The 18434-nt window shown below is 39.0% G+C and carries 13 protein-coding genes; 12 read left to right on the top strand and 1 reads right to left on the bottom strand.

Annotated elements, in window-relative coordinates; translation table 11 throughout:
• Window positions 1-129: 129 nt before the first annotated feature.
• The 12 genes from dnaB (at window position 130) to M0D58_RS12495 (ending at window position 18006) form a co-directional block, all read left to right on the top strand.
• Window positions 130-1722 carry a replicative DNA helicase gene (gene dnaB / locus M0D58_RS12550; RefSeq protein WP_248389833.1) on the top strand — a complete coding sequence of 531 codons (1593 nt, stop codon included), beginning with the start codon at window positions 130-132 and terminating at the stop codon, window positions 1720-1722.
• Between the two features lie 66 nt (window positions 1723-1788).
• Window positions 1789-2265: a ribonuclease HI gene (gene rnhA / locus M0D58_RS12545; protein WP_248389832.1), complete on the top strand. Its 477-nt coding sequence runs from the start codon at window positions 1789-1791 to the stop codon at window positions 2263-2265.
• A 163-nt stretch (window positions 2266-2428) separates the two neighbouring features.
• Entirely contained in the window at window positions 2429-4678 is a 2250-nt protein-coding gene (locus M0D58_RS12540; RefSeq protein WP_248389830.1) for a T9SS type B sorting domain-containing protein, read from the top strand.
• A 114-nt stretch (window positions 4679-4792) separates the two neighbouring features.
• Window positions 4793-7051, top strand: a complete 2259-nt coding sequence (locus tag M0D58_RS12535; RefSeq protein ID WP_248389828.1) for a T9SS type B sorting domain-containing protein — start codon at window positions 4793-4795, stop codon at window positions 7049-7051.
• A gap of 159 nt (window positions 7052-7210) precedes the next feature.
• Complete coding sequence (locus tag M0D58_RS12530) at window positions 7211-9205, top strand: T9SS type B sorting domain-containing protein (protein ID WP_248389826.1); 1995 nt, start codon at window positions 7211-7213, stop codon at window positions 9203-9205.
• A 192-nt stretch (window positions 9206-9397) separates the two neighbouring features.
• On the top strand, window positions 9398-10024 hold the full coding sequence (locus M0D58_RS12525) for an NAD(P)H-dependent oxidoreductase (protein ID WP_248389824.1): 627 nt from the start codon (window positions 9398-9400) through the stop codon (window positions 10022-10024).
• Window positions 10025-10054: 30 nt separating this feature from the next.
• Window positions 10055-11626, top strand: coding sequence for an L-aspartate oxidase (gene nadB / locus M0D58_RS12520; protein ID WP_248389810.1), 1572 nt, complete (start codon window positions 10055-10057; stop codon window positions 11624-11626).
• A gap of 96 nt (window positions 11627-11722) precedes the next feature.
• Entirely contained in the window at window positions 11723-12583 is an 861-nt protein-coding gene (gene nadC / locus M0D58_RS12515) for a carboxylating nicotinate-nucleotide diphosphorylase (protein WP_248389807.1), read from the top strand.
• Window positions 12584-12793: 210 nt separating this feature from the next.
• On the top strand, window positions 12794-15391 hold the full coding sequence (locus M0D58_RS12510; protein WP_248389804.1) for a TonB-dependent receptor: 2598 nt from the start codon (window positions 12794-12796) through the stop codon (window positions 15389-15391).
• 95 nt (window positions 15392-15486) lie between these two features.
• On the top strand, window positions 15487-15927 hold the full coding sequence (locus tag M0D58_RS12505; protein ID WP_248389801.1) for a hypothetical protein: 441 nt from the start codon (window positions 15487-15489) through the stop codon (window positions 15925-15927).
• Between the two features lie 33 nt (window positions 15928-15960).
• Window positions 15961-16953, top strand: coding sequence for an aspartate-semialdehyde dehydrogenase (locus M0D58_RS12500; protein WP_248389798.1), 993 nt, complete (start codon window positions 15961-15963; stop codon window positions 16951-16953).
• Window positions 16954-17007: 54 nt separating this feature from the next.
• On the top strand, window positions 17008-18006 hold the full coding sequence (locus M0D58_RS12495; protein WP_248389795.1) for a cation diffusion facilitator family transporter: 999 nt from the start codon (window positions 17008-17010) through the stop codon (window positions 18004-18006).
• A gap of 21 nt (window positions 18007-18027) precedes the next feature.
• Here the strand turns inward: M0D58_RS12495 and M0D58_RS12490 are convergent, their stop codons facing one another.
• Window positions 18028-18393: a helix-turn-helix domain-containing protein gene (locus M0D58_RS12490; RefSeq protein WP_248389792.1), complete on the bottom strand. Its 366-nt coding sequence runs from the start codon at window positions 18391-18393 to the stop codon at window positions 18028-18030.
• Between the last annotated feature and the right edge of the window lie 41 nt (window positions 18394-18434).

Genomic DNA, 18434 nt, shown 5'->3' with positions numbered 1-18434 from the left:
AACAGAGGTGATTTTTTTATGCACATCAACACAAAACCGCATTCTTATTATATTTTAACAATGCTGTGTTCATAAATTGTTGAATACTATTTTTTAATTGCTTTTCAAAAAAACTATCTTTGCAGAACTATGGCGCAGAAAGAAACATTATCTTCATTGACGAACGGAAACTTTGCAAAAGAACTCTCCATTGCTGACGGAAAAATGCCGCCAAATGCTCTGGATTTCGAAAGACTGGTTATCGGAACCTTTTTAATTGACAAAAAGGGTCTGGACCATTCTATTGATTTACTTACACCGGAAGTTTTTTATGATCCGAGACATCAGGTAATTTTTTCTACCATTTTAAAACTTTACGAAGGAAACCAGCCGGTTGACTTAATGACCATCATACAGGATCTGAAGAAGGAAGGCAGATTGAATCTTGCCGGCGGAGACAGCTATATCATTGATCTTACGATGGGAGTAAGTTCGTCTGCACATATCGAATATCATGTTCGTGTTATTCTCGAAAAATATATTTTACGAAGTTTAATTAATGTATCGGCGAACGTTATTGATGCCGCCTATAAAGAATCAACCGACGTTTTTGAATTGTTGGATAAAGCCGAACAGTCATTTTTCGAGATCACCAACGGAACGATCAAAAAAGGGTTTGATACCGCTAATTCATTAGTAAAGCAGGCCATTGACACCATTAAATCTTTAAAAGACAAAGAAGGTCTTTCTGGGGTACCTTCAGGATTCCGTGATGTGGATAAAGAAACCGGAGGATGGCAGAATTCCGACCTTATCATTATTGCGGCACGTCCGGCAATGGGAAAAACCGCATTTCTTCTTTCCATGGCAAGAAATATCGCTGTAGGACACAAAATTCCGATGGCTCTGTTTTCCCTTGAGATGGCTTCCGTACAGCTTATCACGAGGATGATTGCGTCCGAAACAAGAATTTCTTCCGAAAAATTAAGAAAAGGAACACTGGACGATGAAGAATGGCAAAGACTGTTCTCCAATGTATCAGAACTTGAAAATGCTCCGCTCTATATTGATGAAACTCCTTCTCTTTCTATCTTTGACTTCCGTGCAAAATGCCGTAGATTGGTAATGCAGCATGGTGTACGATTGATTATGGTCGATTATCTTCAGCTGATGACAGCCGGTGGCGGCGGAAAAGGAACCGGAAACCGTGAACAGGAAATTTCCATGATCTCAAGATCACTGAAAGCCATCGCAAAAGAACTTAATGTTCCTGTTATTGCTCTTTCGCAGCTTTCGCGTAGTGTGGAAACACGTCCCGGAAAAAGACCCCAGCTTTCCGACCTTAGGGAATCCGGAGCAATCGAGCAGGATGCGGATATCGTATCCTTTATCTTCAGACCGGAGTATTATAAAATCACCGTTTGGGATAATGATGAAGAAGGCCAGGAAACCTCAACGGAAAACCAGGCAGAGCTTATTATCGCCAAGCACAGGAACGGCGCAACTGCCGATGTTCGCTTATCCTTCCTGAAACATTTTGCTAAATTCGGGGATATTGAAGCAGCTTTTGATGGCGGAATGGGTGGCGGATACCCTTCTAATTTTGGGTCTGCCGAACCAAGTGGCTTTGATAAGATTAAAACAACCATACAGCCCGGAGCAGCATTTGATCTTCCGAATAATTCCCAGGTATCAGGATCTTCTATGAATGATTTTGATGATGACGATGATTTTCCTTTTTAAAATAATTGATAGTTAAATCATTCCTTATTTTTTTAAACTAAATCTTAGCCTCAGCCTCAATCTGATATGAGAATTGAAATATACACCGACGGCGCATGCAGCGGAAATCCCGGAAAAGGCGGGTATGGAATTCTCATGCGGGTCCCCGAAAAAAACTACCAGAAAACATTCTCAAAAGGTTTCAGGAAAACTACCAACAACAGAATGGAACTTCTCGCCGTAATTACTGCTCTGGAAAAACTGAAATCTCCTGAAAATGACATTCATGTTTATACCGACAGCAAGTATGTTGCCGATGCCATCAATCAGAACTGGCTTGCCGGATGGATCAAAAGAGGCTGGAAAAATGTAAAAAATCCTGATCTTTGGCAAAAATTTGTGGTATTGTACAATCTTCATAAGCCAAAAATGCACTGGATTAAAGGCCATGCCGGCCATTTTGAGAATGAACTATGCGATAAACTTGCCGTAACTGCCGCAGCATCAGCAGATTTAGCCATTGACACTTACTTTGAAAATATGGAAAAGAATTCTCTTTTTTAATTTATATTCAAACTAAATACAAGTAATAACCTTTCAGTATTTACTGATATAACTTATCATTTATTATAAAATAACCATCTATTTCGGTAAAATTAACATTAAATATATATTTATTGATTAGGATTTAATATCTTTGACACGTCTAAATCTAAGTGTCTAATAAATGAGTAAAAAAATCTACCTCTTTTTATTGGTAAATGCATTGCTTCTTTTTCCGAAATATGCTTTATCCCAAACCTATCAGCTTACAGGAAATCCCGTAAATACAACAGGATGGACCATGGTCGCCCCCACTGTCGTTAATACAGATTTTGTACAGCTGACTCCGGACACCAACAACCAATCCGGATCAATCCGCTTAAACGATCCAATTAATCTTAAATATTGTGACAAGTGGCGCGTGGAGTTCGATTTCAGAATGGATTCCAACCAGACGGCCAATGGAGACGGTATTGCTTTCTGGTACCTTGCCAACCCGCCGGTAGCCAGCGTTTTAGGTTCAGGACTTGGTGTATCACAGAATGCGGTAGGATTTATCGTAGGATTCGACACCTACAACAATACCACTACTGCCGTAATGAGCAAAGTGCATGTTGCCTATGGACAAGTTGCCAACACTACCGATAATAATAATGTTGAATTTTTTAACATTCCGGGAAGTTCTTTCCACTCACCGGACATGAATACCACGCTTCCTTTTCAGGGAACAACATATAAACATGTTGAAGTGACCGCACAGGTAGACCCCGCGGCTCCCGCCAACTGGATTGTAAAAATTACCATCGATGGAAATCAAATCTGTAACCAATCTTTTGCTCCATCAGGAACAGCAGCGGCAATGACGATAGGTTATTTCGGATTTTCAGCTTCCACAGGAGGAAACAGATCAAGACATTCCATTAAAAACGTAAAGGTTTACATTGACAAAGTAGCCCTTAATCAGACAACAGTAACCGATACTTTTTGTCCGAACCCGACTACGGGACAGGGAACGGTAAATCTAACGAGTTACCAGAATCAGTTTGTAGCTAACCCTTCAAACTACACTTTCTCGTACAGTGTATCAGGAACCCCCATCACAAACCCTACGAATTACCAGTTCAGCGCCAATACCACTGTTTCGGTATTGGTTAAAGATAATTCAGGATTACTCTGTGACAACCCGGATGGTAAAATACAACTCAATCTATCACCATTTACTGCAACTCCGGCCACGCTTACTGCATGTAATAACAATAACGCCGGAACAGCAACCTTTAACCTTACTTTAGCAAATGTAAATGAACCCGCAGGCTCTACAAAAAAATACTATAAAACATTAGCAGACCTTACTGCCGGGCTTGAAATTTCAAATCCTGCAAATTATGTTTCTGCAGCGGGCACGGTATATGTAAAAGTAACCACACCGTTAGGATGTGTGGGTTCAGCACCAATTACGCTGGCATTTTTCCCACCGATCGTGTCAAATGATGCCACGATAGAATCATGTTTTATAGAAAATGCTCCTACAACAGCATCATTTGATCTTACACAGGCAAATGTGACTTCAGCATCAGGCATTACAAAAAAATATTATAAAACCGAAGCTGACGCACTTGCTGATACCAATGAAATTGTGCCGGCAAACAATTATATTTCGACATCGTCTACAGTGTATGTAAGAATCACCAATCTTGCCGGTTGTTTTGTGATTGTTAAAATAACACTTAAAGTTTTACCTCCTGTTTATTCTTCAGTATTAAAAGATCAGACGATCTGTATTGACGATAAAACAACACTGGATGCAGGCCCGGGGTTTGATACCTACTTATGGAGCACGGGAGCCACGACACAATCTGTTCAGGATATTACACCAGGCTTGTATTGGGTACAGCTAAAAACAGGAAGATGTATAACAAAGCAGATGGTAAGGGTAAATCCTTCACCTCAGCCTGTTATTGCTACGATCGACATTACAAACAATACCATTACCGTAAACGTAAAAGGAGGAAAAGGCCCTTATCAATATTCCCTTGACGGTGTAAACTGGCAGGATTCTAATGTATTCACAGGACTCGCGAGAGGTGAAGTAAAAGTATACGTGAAAGATGCTTATGACTGTACACCAATTCAGATACAGATTACGGTTCCAAATCTTATTAACGCCATCACCCCGAACGGCGATAATGTAAACGATGTGATTGATTATTCTGCGCTTGCTTACAAAAAAAATCTTGTTTTCACCATCTTTGACAGATACGGAAATAAGCTTTATCAAGCTGACAAAATCAGAAATTATAAATGGGACGGAACAACCGGCGGTAAAAAAGTAATCACTGACACATACTGGTACACCATTACATGGAACGAAAATGACAAAAATAGTACGCAGACCACTTACAATGGCTGGGTATTGGTAAAGAACAGAGAATAATAATTTACATTAAGATCACTTCGGTTTGCGGAGTGGTCTTTTTTTAAGCAATACTAAAACCAAAAACATAAATGGCCAACTAAAAAAACTCAATAATTAATAACCAATCACTTCATGAAAAACAATCTGCTCTCTTATTTTCTCCTGATTTTAATCTGCTTTTCCGGCAAAATTTCTGCGCAGACCTATCAGCTTACGGGCAACCCTGTAAATACTTCCGGGTGGGATCTGGTTTCCAGCGCCTCTGTCAGTACGGATTTCATACAACTCACCCAGGACATCGGAAACCAATATGGAGCGATAAAGCTTCAGGATCCTATCAACCTGAAGTATTGCGATAAATGGAAAGTTGAATTTGATTTCAGGATTGACGGAAACGGAACTGCACAATATGGGAGAGGCGACGGATTTACTTTTTGGTACCTGGCCAATCCTCCTACGGGATTTGTTTCGGGAGGAGGTCTCGGAATTCCTGCTAATGCCAGCGGACTGATGGTAGGATTTGATATTTTTAATAATTCTACAGAAGGCCAAATGAGCAAAATCCACGTTCTGTACGGAACAAATAACGGGCTGAATAACAATATCGAGTACAATAATACCGCAGGAAGCACTTTTCATTCAGCAGACCTGAATCCTACACAGCCTTTTGTGGGATCAACATATAAACATGTAGAAGTAAACGGAGAAACAGATCCGGCCAACCCTGCCAACTGGCTTATCAAAATAAGAATAGATGGCGTACTGATTGTTGACCAGTCTTTTGCTCCTTCAGGAGGAGCCACAGGCATGACGACAGGTTATTTCGGATTCTCTGCAGCAACAGGCGGAGCAAGTGCAAGACATTCCATTAAAAATGCAAAGATCTATATTGATAAAGTGCCCATCTTAACAAATACAATCAACCCTTTTGTATGTGTAAATCCGGCAACAGGAAACGGAAGTGTGGATCTAACTTCATTCCAGAACCAGTTTGTAACAAATCCGGCCAATTATACTTTCTCCTATTTCGGACCTGGGGGAACACCAATTGCCAATCCTGCCGATTATCAATATTCTGCAGGCACAACTACTATTACCGTTGTAGTAAAAGATCCTTCTTCCACATTATGTGACAACGGGGACGGAACTATTGTACTTACACCAAGTCCTTTTGCCGCCAATGATGTAACGCTTACCGGATGCAACAACAATAACGCCGGCGGAGCAGTGTTTGATCTTACATCAGCAACATTATCATCCGTTCCGGGAAGTACCGCTGTATTTTATAATACAATGTATGACCTCAATAATCATATCAACCCGATCACCAATTCTTCTGCTTTTCTTTCTCCTGCGGCTACTATTTATGCTCAGGTCACTACTCCACAAGGATGTACCGATGTAGCACAGATTACATTAGCATTATTTCCTGTAGTGGAAGTTCAGGAAGCAACTTTAAGAGCATGTGCTATTGAAAGCAATCCTTCAACAGGATTATTTAACCTTACAACAGCCCCTGTAACGACTCAAAACGGAGTTGTGAAACAATATTATCCTTCCCTAACCGATGCCCAAAACGGAACAAACTCAATTTTAACATTTAATTCTTATATCTCGCCAAACGGAGTCATTTATATTAAAGTTATTAACGGAAATGGCTGCTATGCCATCGCCAAGGTTAATCTTATCGTTATCCCTCAGGTTTTCTCAAACACTCTTGAAGATAAGATTATTTGTATGGAAGATACAACAACCCTTGATGCAGGACCCGGATTTACCGCATATGAATGGAGCACCGGCGCAACAACCCAAACAATTTCAAATGTCGGGGTGGGTACCTATTGGGTAAAGCTGAAGACAGGCGATTGCGAGGCAACCCAGACCGTAAAAGTCTATGCTTCTGACCAGCCTGTTATCTCAAGTGTTGATATTTCAAACACGACCGTTACAATATATGTGAACGGCGGAACCGCACCTTATCAGTATTCTACGGACGGAATTAAATGGCAGGACTCTAATGAATTCAATAATATACCCAGAGGAGACAACCATATTTTTGTAAAAGATGCATACGACTGCAATCCTATTGACATCAATATTGTAGTTCCGAATATCATTAATGTAATAACACCGAATGGAGATGGCATCAATGACGCTATTGACTATTCTGCACTTTCAGGAAAACAGAATCTCATATTCAATGTATATGACCGTTACGGGGCCAAAATCCACCAGGCAGATAAATCCAACCAATACCGATGGGACGGAACTGCAGCAGGAAGAAAAGTTCCTACAGGAAGTTATTGGTATTCCGTTTCCTGGAATGAAAATGACAAGAAAAATACGCCTATAAAATATTCCGGATGGATCCTTGTTAAAAACCGGGATTGAGAATAAAATATCTTAAAGCTCACTTCAATATGAAGTGAGCTTCCATTTCAGCAGATTATGATACACATTATCTACTCACAGACACTTTACAACAGCAATACACCGTACATGCCTTTTAAATTTAATTACATTTACAATCATAATTAATACGACTAGCATATGAAAAAAAACTACCTTTTTTTATTTTTTATCTTCACACTTTCTTTTTACAATACCCTTTTCTCCCAAACCTATCAGCTTACAGGAAATCCCGTAAATACAACAGGATGGACAATGGTAGCCCCCACTGTAGTCAATACAGATTTTGTACAGCTTACTCCGGATACCAATAACCAATCCGGATCAATCCGCTTAAACGATCCAATTAATCTTAAATATTGTGACAAGTGGCGCGTGGAGTTCGATTTCAGAATGGATTCCAACCAGACGGCCAATGGAGACGGTATTGCTTTCTGGTACCTTGCCAACCCGCCGGTAGCCAGCGTTTTAGGTTCAGGACTTGGTGTATCACAGAATGCGGTAGGATTTATCGTAGGATTCGACACCTACAATAATACCACTACTGCCGTAATGAGCAAAGTGCATGTTGCCTACGGACAAGTTGCCAACACTACCGACAACAATAATGTTGAATTTTTTAACATTCCGGGAAGTTCTTTCCACTCACCGGACATGAACACCACGCTTCCTTTTCAGGGAACAACATATAAACATGTTGAAGTGACCGCACAGGTAGACCCGGCGGCTCCTGCCAACTGGATCGTAAAAATTACCATTGATGGAAATCAAATCTGCAATCAGTCTTTTGCCCCATCAGGAACAGCAGCGGCAATGACGGTAGGTTATTTCGGATTTTCAGCTTCCACAGGAGGAAACAGATCAAGGCATTCCATTAAAAACGTAAAGGTTTATGTTGATAAAATTCCTTTGCTGCAGACTGCAATCACAAAAAATATTTGTCCGGACCTTACAGGAATGGCAACAATTGACTTAACAGAATTAAACTCCCAGCTTACTGCAGTTCCAAGCAATTATAATTTTGCGTATTATATAACAGGCAGCGGAACTCCAATAACTAATCCAGCCAATTTCCAGTATAGCACAGACACAAATATTTCTGTAGTCATCAAAGATCCAACTTCAATTTTATGTGATAATAATGACGCAACCATTTCCCTGAAAGTAGCACCTACAGTCACCACAACAGACGCTACCCTGAGAACATGTTTCCTGGAAACCAATCCATCAACAGGGCATTTTGACCTTACCACAGCTCCGGTAATTACAACATCAACAGGTATTACAAAAAAGTATTATCCTTCTCTTACAGATGCTCAGAATCAAACCAATGAAATTTTAAATCCTACAAATTACATTGCTCCAAATGGTGTTATTTATATCAGAGTGAGCAACACATTCGGATGTTTCGATATTGCTAAAGTAACCCTTCAGGTAATTCCTCCGGTTTTCTCAACTGTTCTTCAGGATAAAATCATCTGTATAGAAGGCACCACCACCCTTGATGCCGGAGCAGGATTTACATCCTATGAATGGAGTACCGGTGCAACAAGCCAGACAATTTCCAATGTGGGAGTCGGCACCTATTGGGTAAAATTAAAAACAGGCGATTGTATTGCAACCCAGAAAGTAAAGGTGTATGCTTCTGAACAGCCTGTAATTTCGAGTGTCGACATTTCGAATAATGTTGTTTCGGTATATGCAATCGGAGGGACTGCACCTTATAAATATTCCATTGACGGAATTAACTGGCAAGACTCCAATGAATTCAAAAATATTCCCCGTGGTGATCTGAAAATTTATATAAAAGATGCTTATGACTGCCAGCCAATTGATATTACCGTGGTGGTTCCAAATATCATCAACGTGATTACGCCTAACGGAGACGGTGTAAATGACGGCATCGATTATTCAGCACTTGCGGGAAAACAAAATCTTGTTTTCAATGTTTTTGACCGATACGGAGCATTGATTCATAAAGCAGATAAAACCAACCGATACCGATGGGACGGAACTATGGGAGGAAGAAAAGTTTCCACCGGAAGTTATTGGTATTCTGTTTCCTGGAATGAAAATGACAAAAAAAACACACCTATTACCTACTCAGGATGGGTGCTTGTAAAGAACAGGGATTAAATTATCAACCTTATTAAAAGCTTACGGCGGCCTTTCAGGCCGCCGTAAGCTTTTGTATCAACACGTGCCCAAACCTTCAAGGTTTTAAAAACCTTGAAGATTACTTAACATCTATAATAATCACGCAGTAATAATTTCGCATATTTCGTGTTAAAACCGAATTAATTCACGTTCAATCCTTAAATTTGTGATATGAATTATTTGGAAGCTTTAAGCAGAAGATATTCTGTGAAAAAATTTAACACCGAGATTATTCCCCGGGAAATACTGCATAATATTCTGGAATCAGGAAAGTTATCTGCAAGCTCTCTGGGTCTTCAGCCTTATAAAATTCTTGTCGTGGAAAGTAAAGAGATGAAGGAAAAACTAATTCCGGCATTTTACAATCCGTCACAGATTTCCACCTGCTCGCATCTGATTGCTATTATTTCAAAAAAGAAATTGGATGAAAGCTACATCAACGGATATTTCAGACACCTTTCGGAAGTAAGGGAAACTCCGGAGGAGAAACTGGACCTCTTCCGAAAAAGCATCAATCAGCATATTAATCAAAAAACTCATGATGAAATTTTCAACTGGGCAGAAAAGCAGTCTTACATTGTATTGGCAAACCTCATGTACGCTGCGGCTATTGAAAACATAGACACCTGTCCCATGGAAGGCTTTCGCCAGGATCTTATCGAGGAAATTTTAGAAATAAATCCCGAGTCAGAAAAGGTAACCGTTACCCTTGCTTTAGGCTACCGTTCGGAAGAAGATCATTTCCAGCACATGAAAAAAGTAAGAAAACCAAACGAAAAATTGTTTAAATTTATTTAATTATTTAGACGATTGTCTTAAACTAAGGATATGATAAAAGCGGATGTACTAGTAATCGGTTCCGGGATTTCGGGGCTTTCCTATGCCATAAAAGTTTCTGAGCAGCTTCCTGATGCCAAAATAATTATTGTAACAAAATCTGATGAAGACGAAAGCAATACCAAATATGCACAGGGTGGACTTGCCGTGGTTACGGATTCTAAAAATGATAATTTCGACAAACATATTGAAGACACCATGCGTGCCGGAGACGGTGAAAACAAACGTGATGTTGTAAAGATGGTCGTCACCGAAGCTCCTGCAAGATTCAATGAAATCGTGGAATGGGGCGCTAATTTTGATATGAAAAATGGTGAATTTGCTTTAGGAAGAGAAGGCGGCCACACGGAAAACAGAATTGTACACCACAAGGATATCACAGGTTTCGAAATCGAAAGGGCATTACTGGAAACAGCCAATAAAAGCAGCAATATTGAAATTCTTGACCATCATTATGTTATAGACATTATTACCCAGCACCATGTTCCCGGAAAAGAACTGAATGAAGGCGACATCCACTGCTACGGCGCTTATATTTTAGATGAAAAGTCTAAAAAAATAAAAAAAATCACCTCAAAAATAACTTTGGTAGCCACAGGAGGTGCCGGACATGTTTACAAAAATACTACCAATCCCACTATTGCTACAGGAGATGGAATTGCATTCGTTGCCAGGGCCAAAGGAAAGGTTTCCAATATGCAGTATTACCAGTTTCACCCCACCGCTTTATACAGTAAAATTGACGGAATGCTGTTTCTGATTTCCGAAGCTGTGCGTGGAGACGGAGCAAAATTAAGAACAAAAAGAGGCGAAAAATTCATGCAAAAATATGATGAACGTGAAGAACTAGCCTCCAGAGATATTGTGGCACGAGCTATTGATGCCGAAATGAAAATTACAGGTGATGAATATGTAGGACTGGACTGCCGTGAAATGAATCATGAAAAATTCCTTGAACATTTCCCGAATATCTATAAAAAATGTAAAGATGAAGGAATTGACCCCTTCAAACAGCTTATTCCCGTAGTTCCGGCATGCCATTACCTCATGGGAGGAATTGAAGTAGACAAAGACGGACAATCTTCTATAAGAAATCTTTTTGCGGTAGGAGAATGTACCAATTCGGGACTTCACGGAGCGAACCGGTTAGCATCCAACTCACTACTTGAAGGATTGGTCTTCGGGCATAATGCAGCCATTAAAACGGTTGAGCTTTTAAATGAAAACCATTTTAATTTCGATGATCTCAAAGCTGTTCCCGAATGGAATGAAGAAGGAATGAAAATCATGGATGAAATGGTGATCGTCTCTTATCTCAGAAAACAACTTCAGGAAATGATGAGCGATCTTGTAGGAATTGTACGCAGCAACCGCCGTCTGAATATGGCACTTCAGAAACATCAGGAAATTGCTGCTGCCGTGGATGAAATTTACCACTATTCTATTTTATCTCCACAGCTTTCAGAATTGAGAAATCTAACAACCGTTGCTCACCTCATCATCACCCAATCAATGGAAATGAAGGAGAACAAAGGAGCTTTTTACAATAAAGATCTGGCTTAATATTTTAAAATTATTAAAAAAAATAATTTTTTACTTTTTATAAATCATGATCTTTCATTTGGAAAAAGATCTTGCTTTACTAATAAAATATGAAATATGAAAAAACCACCATACGTTACCGATAAAGCTTTAAAACAGTTTATAAAAAATGCTTTGGAAGAAGATATCCGGGATGGAGACCACTCTACCCTTTCTACGATCCCTAAAGACCTGGAACAAAGTGCCAAACTTCTGGTAAAACAGGATTGTATTATTGCGGGAGTAGAACTGGCAAAAATTATCTTTAAAACTTTTGATAAAAATTTAAAAATTGAAGCTTTTGTGAAAGATGGTGAGGCCGTTAAAATTGGCGATGTCGCTTTCATTGTAACAGGAAGCGCAAGATCTATTCTTTCAACGGAAAGACTGGTTTTAAACTGCATGCAGAGAATGAGCGGAATTGCTACCCTTACACATGACTGGGATTCCCGTCTTGTCGGCACTAAAACCAAGCTTCTGGACACAAGAAAAACAACACCGAATTTCAGGATCTGCGAAAAATGGGCCGTTGCCATAGGCGGCGGGACAAATCACCGCTATGGCCTTTATGATATGATCATGCTGAAGGATAATCATATTGATTATAACGGCAGCATTACCAATGCTGTAAAAATGGCAAAAGATTACATCAAAAAAAATAAGAAAAAACTCAAAATTGAAGTTGAAACCAGAAATCTCGAAGAGGTTCGTGAAGCGATTAACGCAAAAGTTGACAGAATCATGCTTGACAATATGGATATTAAAATGATGAAAGAAGCAGTTAAGATGATCAACGGCTCATGCGAAACCGAAGCATCAGGCGGAATTACGCGCGATCAGCTGAAAGAAATAGCTTCTACCGGGGTCACCTATATATCTGCAGGAGCTTTAACACACTCCGCCGAGAATATGGATCTTAGCCTTAAAGCTATAAAATAAAGTTGAATTTTTAATAAAAACCACAGCCTTTTGTTAAAAATTCAATAATGTGATTTTTTTCATGTGAAAATCCAATTATTATTCAATACATTGTAAATCAGAATTATAGAGCTTATTAAGATTGAGTAAAAATTAACATAAAGTTAATATTGGTTAAAATTTATTTCCCGAATTTTGCAGAAAATTTAAATCTAACTATTACTAACGATTATGAAATTAATCAACAAATCAATGCTAACTGCGATAATCACATTATCTACAGCTAGTGTTTATTACGCTCAACAGGTTCAGGATTCTGCATCAAAATCCACAGACATTGAGGAGGTAATTTTACAGGGTGTAACAGATATCGCAAAGGATAGAAAGACACCGGTTGCCGCATCAACTATTAAGGCAGCACAGATTATAGAAAGATTAGGAAATCAAGAAATTACCGAAATCTTAAACACCACACCTTCAGTATACGCTACAAAATCAGGTGGTGGTTTTGGAGATGGAAGTATTACCATGAGAGGTTTCGAATCTAGAAACATCGCTGTAATGGTAAACGGTATGCCAGTAAATGATATGGAAGGTGGTACTGTATACTTTTCTAACTGGACCGGTTTACAAGATGTAACAAGCACTATTCAAACACAAAGAGGTTTAGGTTCATCCAAATTAGCTATTGCTTCTGTTGGAGGAACAATTAACTACCTTACTCGTTCTGCTGACATGAAAAAAGGTGGCGTTGTAAGATTAGGAGTTGGAAACAATGACTATTTAAAAGCTTCATTTGCTTATAATACAGGAAAAACCGATAAAGGTTGGTCTTCTTCAATTTTAATGAGTAGAATCTCAGGAGGAACATATATTGAAAATACAGATTTTGAGGCATATGCTTATTATTTTGCATTAGGTTGGGAACCAAATAAAAAACACAACTTCCAATTTACATTAACTTCTGCACCACAATGGCATGACCAGAGAACATTTGCTCCAACAATAGGAAACTATATAACATATAATCCTGATAAAGACGGTACTCCATACAGACAATACAACTCAGATTTCGGATACTATACAGCTCCAAATGGTGAGAGAGTAGCATTGGCAAACAGATCAAATTACTATGCTAAGCCTGTAATGATGGTAAACTGGGACTGGACTATAAGTGAAAAGTCAAAATTAAGTACAGTACTTTACATGTCTAATGGTAGAGGCGGAGGAACAGGTGATCTGGGCAGAGTTGGAGGAAAATCTTTAACGAGCTTCTATGATAACACGGGTCATTTTAACTACGATGCCGTATTTGCAGCCAATGCAGCTGTAAACCCTTATGCCGCAAATGCTGCAAACGGAGGAACTCTTATCAGAAGAGCAAGCATCAATTCTCATAACTGGTATGGTATCTTAGCAAATTTCCAACATAAAATTAATGAAAACTGGAATTTTTCTGTAGGTACAGATGACCGATATTATTATGGCTATCATTATCAGGTAGCATCTGATTTATATGGAGCTACTGGTTATAGAGAAGGAGGAAATGCAAATGTTGCACCTTACGTAGTAAACAAAGTGTACGATTACAAAAAGCTATCTTGGAATCCTTTCGGAGGATCTACTGCTCCGCTTAATGAGCAAATAGGTTATAGTAACGACGGAGAGGTTTTATGGTACAGCGGATTTGGTCAGCTTGAATATACAAATGATAAGTTATCTGCATTTGTACAAGGTTCAGTATCAAATCAAAGTTATCAAAGAATTGATAATTTTGTAAAAGACGGAAGTACTCTTAAAGGACAAACGGTAAACACAAAGACAGGATTTAAAGATCTTATCGGATATAATATTAAAGGAGGTGCAAACTACAATATCAATGAATACCATAATGTTTTTGCAAATATTGGGTATTACAGCAGACAGCCATTCTTAAATTCAGTTTATCCAAACAACCAGCAACTACTTAACCCTAACCTTACTAATGAAAAAGTATTTTCTACGGAAATAGGTTACGGATTCAGATCTCCTAAACTGAGCTTTAATGTCAATTTATATAGAACTGAATGGTCTGACAGATGGCTAAGAAGATCAAACATCCAATTCCAGATTCCAGATGCAACATCTCCTACAGGTACCAGCATTGTAAATGGATATACTGAGATTAACGGAATTACACAGCTTCATATGGGAGTAGAATTTGACGGAGTATATAAACCTACTTCTTTCCTTGATATTAACGGAATGATCTCTATAGGCGATTACAAATACAAAGGAAATGCTACAGGTACAAACTTTGATGACAACAACAACCCTATCGATGGAGCCGCAAATACAACATTATACCTTGATGGTGTAAAAGTAGGTGGAAGCAGCAACAACAGTATCCCGCAACTTACTGCATCTTTAGGAGCAACAATAAAGCCTGTAAAAGATCTTAATGTGTATGGAACATGGAGATATGTTGGAGAAGTTTACTCTACTATTGATGCACAGACATTCATGAATCAGGCAAATCAGGAAAGAGGGACACTTAAATTACCGGATTTCAACCTTTTTGATGTAGGAGCTTCTTACAAAATCAGATTGAGAAATCAGGATCAGTATTTTACTGTTGGATTTAACATTTACAACTTGTTGGATACGACGTATATTTCTGATGGAGCTACGAATATTTTTGGTAGTGATACCATAACTGCTAATAATGATCCTGATAAAGGTAAAACTTATGAGCAGGCAGGAAGAATGTATAAAGGAATTGCTGACGGCAACAGAGTATTCTTCGGATTTGGAAGAACTTGGGCAGCTAATCTTTCTTTCAACTTCTAATCAAATAAAAACATTAGATTTTCTCAATATCAATCCCGGCTTTTCGCCGGGATTTTTGCTATATTTGTGTACTTTAAAAAAGAAAAAATTAGGATATGGATTTTTACAAAATTTTCCTTAGTGCCCATAAAGGCTTTGGGTATTTAGAATTAGTTTTAGTCGCTTTATTTACTGTTGCCCTTTTAACGGTCATGTTTGGGTTTAGCGGTAAAGTGAACAAATTCTTAAAGAAAACAACGCTTTTCACGATGATTTTCTTTCACATTCAGTTTTTAGTGGGAATTTGCTTGCTGCTAATTTTTTCTCCAGGCTTTAAAGCAGCTTTGGATTCAGGAACTTTAATGAGTGATTCTTACGCCAGGTTCCAATATGTAGAACATCCGTTTTCTATGCTGATCGCAGCCGTTTTAATGACAATCGTAAACAAAAAAGTAAAAGCCAACCCTACCATCTCTTTAGGAGTGGTGATTATGGGACTGATCGCAGTAGGTTTATTTGCATTCGCGTTCCCGTGGACAAGAGTCTTCGGGGCATAAAATATATTAACAAAACATTTTTTAATTAAATCAATGAAAGTAGCTGTAGTAGGTTCAACAGGAATGGTTGGACAAGTTATGCTTAAAGTTCTCGAGGAGAGAAACTTCCCTGTCACAGAATTAATCCCGGTAGCATCCGAAAAATCTGTTGGTAAGAAGGTGAAGTATAAACAGGAAGAATTTACGATTGTAAGCATGAAAGACGCTATAGCTGCCAAACCTGATATTGCTATTTTTTCTGCCGGAGGTTCTACATCACTTGAGTTTGCACCACTTTTTGCCGAAGCGGGAACAACCGTGATCGACAACTCTTCTGCATGGAGAATGGACCCTGATAAGAAACTTGTCGTTCCAGAAATCAATGCAGATGTGTTGACGAAAGAAGATAAAATCATTGCCAATCCAAACTGTTCTACAATTCAGCTGGTGATGGTTCTAGGGCCTTTAAATAAAAAATATGATCTGAAAAGAGTAGTCGTTTCTACATACCAGTCTGTAACCGGTACCGGTAAAGCAGCCGTAGATCAGCTGAACTCTGAGATCAGCGGAGATGAAACCATCGCCAAAGTATATCCTTATCAAATCTTCAAAAATGCTCTTCCTCACTGCGATGTTTTTGCAGATGATGATTATACGAAAGAAGAAATCAAGCTGATGAAAGAACCTAAGAAAATTTTAGGGGACGACACTTTTAACCTTACGGCAACTGCAGTACGTGTTCCCGTTCAGGGAGGACACTCGGAAAGTGTGAACATTGAGTTTGAAAATGAGTTTGACCTTGATGAAGTAAGAAAAATCTTATCCGAAACTCCGGGTGTTGTGGTGGTAGACAACGTTAAAAACAACGAATATCCGATGCCTCTTTATTCAGAAGGAAAAGATGAAGTTTTTGTAGGAAGGATAAGACGGGATCTCTCGCAACCCAAGACCCTGAATCTCTGGATTGTGGCAGACAATCTGCGGAAAGGCGCTGCAACCAACGCAGTACAGATCGCAGAATATCTTGCAGCCAACAACTTAGTATAAACTAACAAACATAAAAAGAGTCTCAGAATTGAGATTCTTTTTTTTATCAAACCTGTGAACGTTCAGAAAAATAATAATAAAGATAAATTAGCCTTTCAAAAGCTAATTGCCGCCTTTGGAATCATCCTTTTTATAGGAAAGATCATCGCGTGGAAACTTACGGATTCAGATTCTGTATTTTCCGATGCCATGGAAAGTATCGTTAACGTAATCAGTGCGTTCATGGGATTGTACTCCTTATATTTGGCAGCAAAACCTAAGGACGAAGACCATCCCTACGGACATGGAAAAGTAGAGTTTGTAACATCAGGAATAGAAGGTGCCCTGATCGCCATTGCCGGTATGATGATTATCTACGAAGGAATCAACAGCCTTATCACCGGTAAAATACTGCAGAAGCTCGACTGGGGAATTGCCATCATTGCAGCAACAGCTATTATCAATTATCTTTTAGGCTATATTTCTATTAAGAAAGGTAAGCACGAAAATTCGCATGTCCTGATTTCATCCGGAAAACACCTTCAGTCCGACACCATTACCACATTGGGAGTGGTAATCAGCTTAATTGTTGTTTATTTTACCAAAATTTATTGGCTGGATTCGGTTGTAGCACTACTATTCGGGTTTTATATCATCTATATAGGCTATAAGATCATCCGCAAATCACTAAGCGGAATTATGGATGAACAGGATCCCGATCTGTTGAATCAGATCATTAAAGTACTTGAAGAAAACCGCCGTACGGAATGGATTGATGTTCACAACATGAAAATCCAGCAGTTTGGCGCCAACCTCCATATTGACGCCCATATTACTTTACCCTGGTATTACAGCCTTCGGGATGCACACAATGAAATGGAGAAAATGATCATCCTTCTTGCAAAAAATACCAAAAGAAGTGTAGAGTTCAATTTCCATATGGACGACTGCAAACCCATCTCATGCCCTATTTGCCAGATTGCCGACTGCCCCGTTCGGGAACGGGATTTTGTAAAAAGAGTAACCTGGACCCCGGAAAATGTAACCTGCATTGATAAACATACGGCAGAATAAAAAATCTCCGTGGCAAAAAGCTTACGCTTTTATTCCTAAAGCAGCTTTATAAATTGCAATCTCTTTTTCCATATCTGCTATTCTTTGTTCTTTTTCAGCAAGTTCTTTTACAATCTTAGCATCCTCGTTGAGAGGTAAAGATGGAGGATAGTAATCGGTAAGCGCTGTCAGAAAATCATACCCTATTGCCATACTGAGGTTCCACAGGATACCGAACTGGAGAGAGGGCTGACGGAAATATTTGGCAATGGAAGAAGGAGTGAGTGCCATGCGTCTGGCTACCTCAGCCTGAGTAATTTTCTTTTCCCGCATTACCCTTTTTATTAACTGCCCGATATGAGGATGGGGATGTTGGCTTTTCTGCAGGTACTTTCTGTTAATCATCATAGTATTTTTTTAAGTTATTGTGTTCGAAAATCTACCTAAGA

This window comes from Chryseobacterium nepalense, assembly GCF_023195755.1.
GTDB lineage: Bacteria > Bacteroidota > Bacteroidia > Flavobacteriales > Weeksellaceae > Chryseobacterium > Chryseobacterium nepalense.
Note: the sequence above shows the minus strand (reverse complement) of the source record. Positions and strands in the feature narration are given on the sequence as shown.

What these genes read in the sequence shown, in the direction of transcription:
- dnaB (WP_248389833.1), top strand. Translation starts at nt 130, where the DNA reads ATGGCGCAGAAAGAAACATTATCTTCATTGACGAACGGAAACTTTGCA.
- rnhA (WP_248389832.1), top strand. Translation starts at nt 1,789, where the DNA reads ATGAGAATTGAAATATACACCGACGGCGCATGCAGCGGAAATCCCGGA.
- M0D58_RS12540 (WP_248389830.1), top strand. Translation starts at nt 2,429, where the DNA reads ATGAGTAAAAAAATCTACCTCTTTTTATTGGTAAATGCATTGCTTCTT.
- M0D58_RS12535 (WP_248389828.1), top strand. Translation starts at nt 4,793, where the DNA reads ATGAAAAACAATCTGCTCTCTTATTTTCTCCTGATTTTAATCTGCTTT.
- M0D58_RS12530 (WP_248389826.1), top strand. Translation starts at nt 7,211, where the DNA reads ATGAAAAAAAACTACCTTTTTTTATTTTTTATCTTCACACTTTCTTTT.
- M0D58_RS12525 (WP_248389824.1), top strand. Translation starts at nt 9,398, where the DNA reads ATGAATTATTTGGAAGCTTTAAGCAGAAGATATTCTGTGAAAAAATTT.
- nadB (WP_248389810.1), top strand. Translation starts at nt 10,055, where the DNA reads ATGATAAAAGCGGATGTACTAGTAATCGGTTCCGGGATTTCGGGGCTT.
- nadC (WP_248389807.1), top strand. Translation starts at nt 11,723, where the DNA reads ATGAAAAAACCACCATACGTTACCGATAAAGCTTTAAAACAGTTTATA.
- M0D58_RS12510 (WP_248389804.1), top strand. Translation starts at nt 12,794, where the DNA reads ATGAAATTAATCAACAAATCAATGCTAACTGCGATAATCACATTATCT.
- M0D58_RS12505 (WP_248389801.1), top strand. Translation starts at nt 15,487, where the DNA reads ATGGATTTTTACAAAATTTTCCTTAGTGCCCATAAAGGCTTTGGGTAT.
- M0D58_RS12500 (WP_248389798.1), top strand. Translation starts at nt 15,961, where the DNA reads ATGAAAGTAGCTGTAGTAGGTTCAACAGGAATGGTTGGACAAGTTATG.
- M0D58_RS12490 (WP_248389792.1), bottom strand. Translation starts at nt 18,393, where the DNA reads ATGATGATTAACAGAAAGTACCTGCAGAAAAGCCAACATCCCCATCCT.